The 2,787-nt window shown below is 63.6% G+C and carries 2 protein-coding genes; one reads left to right on the forward strand and one right to left on the reverse strand.

The window, feature by feature from the left end; all coding sequences use genetic code 11:
- Positions 1-447, reverse strand: a 447-nt coding sequence (locus VGH98_13640) for an MEDS domain-containing protein (protein HEY2377015.1), incomplete at its 3' end; no start/stop codon positions are given.
- 514 nt (positions 448-961) lie between these two features.
- On the opposite strand from VGH98_13640, the gene VGH98_13645 reads away from it, so the two are divergent.
- Entirely contained in the window at positions 962-2,725 is a 1,764-nt protein-coding gene (locus VGH98_13645) for an MOSC and FAD-binding oxidoreductase domain-containing protein (GenBank protein ID HEY2377016.1), read from the forward strand.
- Positions 2,726-2,787: the final 62 nt, after the last annotated feature.

The following is a 2,787-nucleotide window of genomic DNA, read 5'->3' on the forward strand; positions in this document are numbered from 1 at the left end:
GACATCATCGTGCTCGCGCCAAAGCGCGTTCACCCTCGATTCGAATTCAATCACGCTGTCGATCAACGACCGGCTCCCGGCGGCCCAATCCATCCGGCACACGATCCGACTACGCGGAAACGCATGTGGCGCGTTCCCGCTCGCCAGGCGCTCGAACACCTCCAGCATGCGATCGATGTCGAAGTGTCCATCTCGGAGGTACGTGTCTGCGGTGCTCCGCACTTCGAGCTGCCCTCGCTGTGTCGCTCCGCCTGCGTCGATTCCAGACAGCGCCAGACGCTGCAGATGATCACGCGCGTGATCCGCGCCGACGACATGGATGGCCTTGTCGCCAATTGCAAATCCCTCGTTGATAAACGGCAGCAAGACGCGGTACTCCTCGTCCTCGTCGTTGAAAAACGCGCAGATATGTCGGGCGTCGTGCACCATGGAGCCTGCCAGGGACATCGGTCTTACTGGTGCTGTCATGGTGACCTTTCAGTGCGAGTCGTCGTCGTTGTGCATACTCCCACAGCATAGCCGAGCTCGCAGAAACCGGGGCCCCAGAGGGCGTCTGTACTGTCACGATTGATGGCCTGAAACAGGGACGCCAAGCTCGACAAGCCGCTTCGCCCACCCTGGCGGCGTTTCTCCAGCGCTTTCCAGAGGGGATGGCGCCGCCGACAATCACCCGTCCCGGACGACTCTGCTGAGTAGTGCGGGCGGATGTGTAAATGTCATGTAAAGATCCGGTCGATACCGCGGGGTCGATACCAACGTGCAATATCTTCGCGCTCGCTCTTTTGGTCCGATGGGGCCGTGCTGCGATCGCATTAGCCGCTGGCTGATGGCCGTCGGCGGCAGTGTTCGCCGAAGGGGACTGGCAATGACCATGACGGAATCGATCGTGACGGACAGAGCGCCGCTCGGCCGACATTCAGCTGCGCCGTGTGCGATGGTGTTTCACGCCGTGTGAGGCAGTTTGACGCGCCTGCTGTCGGTGAACGTCGGCGTCCCGCGAGATATTGAGTGGAACGGCCGCTTAGTGCACACCGGGATCTGGAAGAATCCGGTGGCCGGGCGGTGTCGAGTCGGCCGGTTGAATCTCGAAGGCGACGGTCAAGGGGACCTGGCCGGGCACGGCGGGGAGCATCGCGCGGTGTTCGTCTATCAGCTCGATTCGTACCGCCATTGGCGGGAGCGGCTGAAACGGGACGATTTCGTTTACGGCCAGTTCGGCGAGAACTTCACCGTGGAGGGACTGGCTGACGACACCGCGTGCATCGGCGACCGCTATCAGATCGGCAGCGCGCTGTTTGAGATCACACAGCCTCGGGTTACGTGCTATCGCGTGGGCATTCGCATGAACGAGCCACGCATGCCCGCATTGCTGACGGGCAGTGGTCGGCCCGGGTTCTACCTCCGCGTGCTCCACGAAGGCGAAGTCGGTCCTGGGGACGAAATCGTCAAGGTCGGAGAGGCGAAGGAGCGGCTGACAGTCGAAGACGTCAACGCGCTTCTCTATTCATCCAGTCACCCGCGCGATCGGTTGGAGCGTGCATTGAGGATCGACGCGCTCTCATCCGGCTGGCGCTCGTCGTTCGAGGCGCTGCTGCAGACGCCGGTGACCGCGACGAGTGGAGGCAACGTGGGCCTCATGCCAGCCGCTGCGGCGCATCCGGTTGCCGCAGGATTTCGGTCGGTCACGGTTGCGGCCGTCGATCAGGAAGGCGATGACGTGATCTCGCTGACGCTGCGAGATCCCGAAGGGCACCCGTTGCAAACACCCCTCCCGGGCCAGTACGTGGTGCTGCGCTTTCGAGCTGGTGCGAGCGTCTCGCCGTTCTTTCGCAGCTACTCGCTTTCGGGTCCGCCATCGGACGAGCGCTATCGCATCAGCGTGAAGCTCGAACCGAACGGCTCGGCGGGAGCCTGTCTGCAGACCCTCCGGGTGGGCGACCTCCTGGACATCAGCTTGCCGCGTGGAAGCTTCACATTGCGCGAGGAAGCACGGCCCGTCGTGCTGCTCAGCGCTGGAATCGGTGCCACGCCTCTTCTCGCGATGCTTTACGAGCTCGCGGCGTCACAGTCGCGGCGGTCGGTCGTGTGGCTCTATCAAACTCGGGACGGACAGCACCATCCATTCGCAGCGGAGGTCCGGCGCTTAATGGCCCGAGTCCCGAACGGCCGGCGCTATGTCTGCTATAGCCTGCCGGGCCCGGATGATCGGATGGGCGACGATTTCGACAACGAGGGCCATCTCTCCGGATCGGTCCTCGAGACCGCCGGCGTCTCCCCTGACGCCGTCGTGTATCTGTGCGGTCCGAATCGTTTCATGGCCGACATGAAAGACGCCCTATCCGCGCTCGGCGTCGCTCACGATCGGATCTTTGTCGAGCTCTTCACCGGTAGCGAGTCGATGACGCCAGGCGTCGTCGATGAGAAGGCGACGCGTCGTCCTCATCCGCCGGAGCACGACGCTGACGCCGGCGCGCTCGTCTCGTTTGCGCGGAGCGGCATCGCTGCGCACTGGAACGTGTCGGCGTACGGAAGTCTGTTGGAACTCGCCGAAGCGTGCGACGTGCCGGTTCGTTGGTCGTGCCGTACTGGTGTGTGCCACAACTGCGAGAGCGGCCTGGTGTCCGGCGATGTCGCGTACGATCCGGAACCACTGGACGCCCCAGCGGCCGGCAACCTGCTGGTCTGCTGCTCGCGACCGATTCGCGACGTGGTGATCGACTTGTGAGCTCCGCCGCCCTGACGAGTGCACATCGTTGGGGCCGGTTATGAACGGGGTCAACCGTCGGG

The organism is Gemmatimonadaceae bacterium (assembly GCA_036496605.1).
GTDB lineage: Bacteria > Gemmatimonadota > Gemmatimonadetes > Gemmatimonadales > Gemmatimonadaceae > AG2.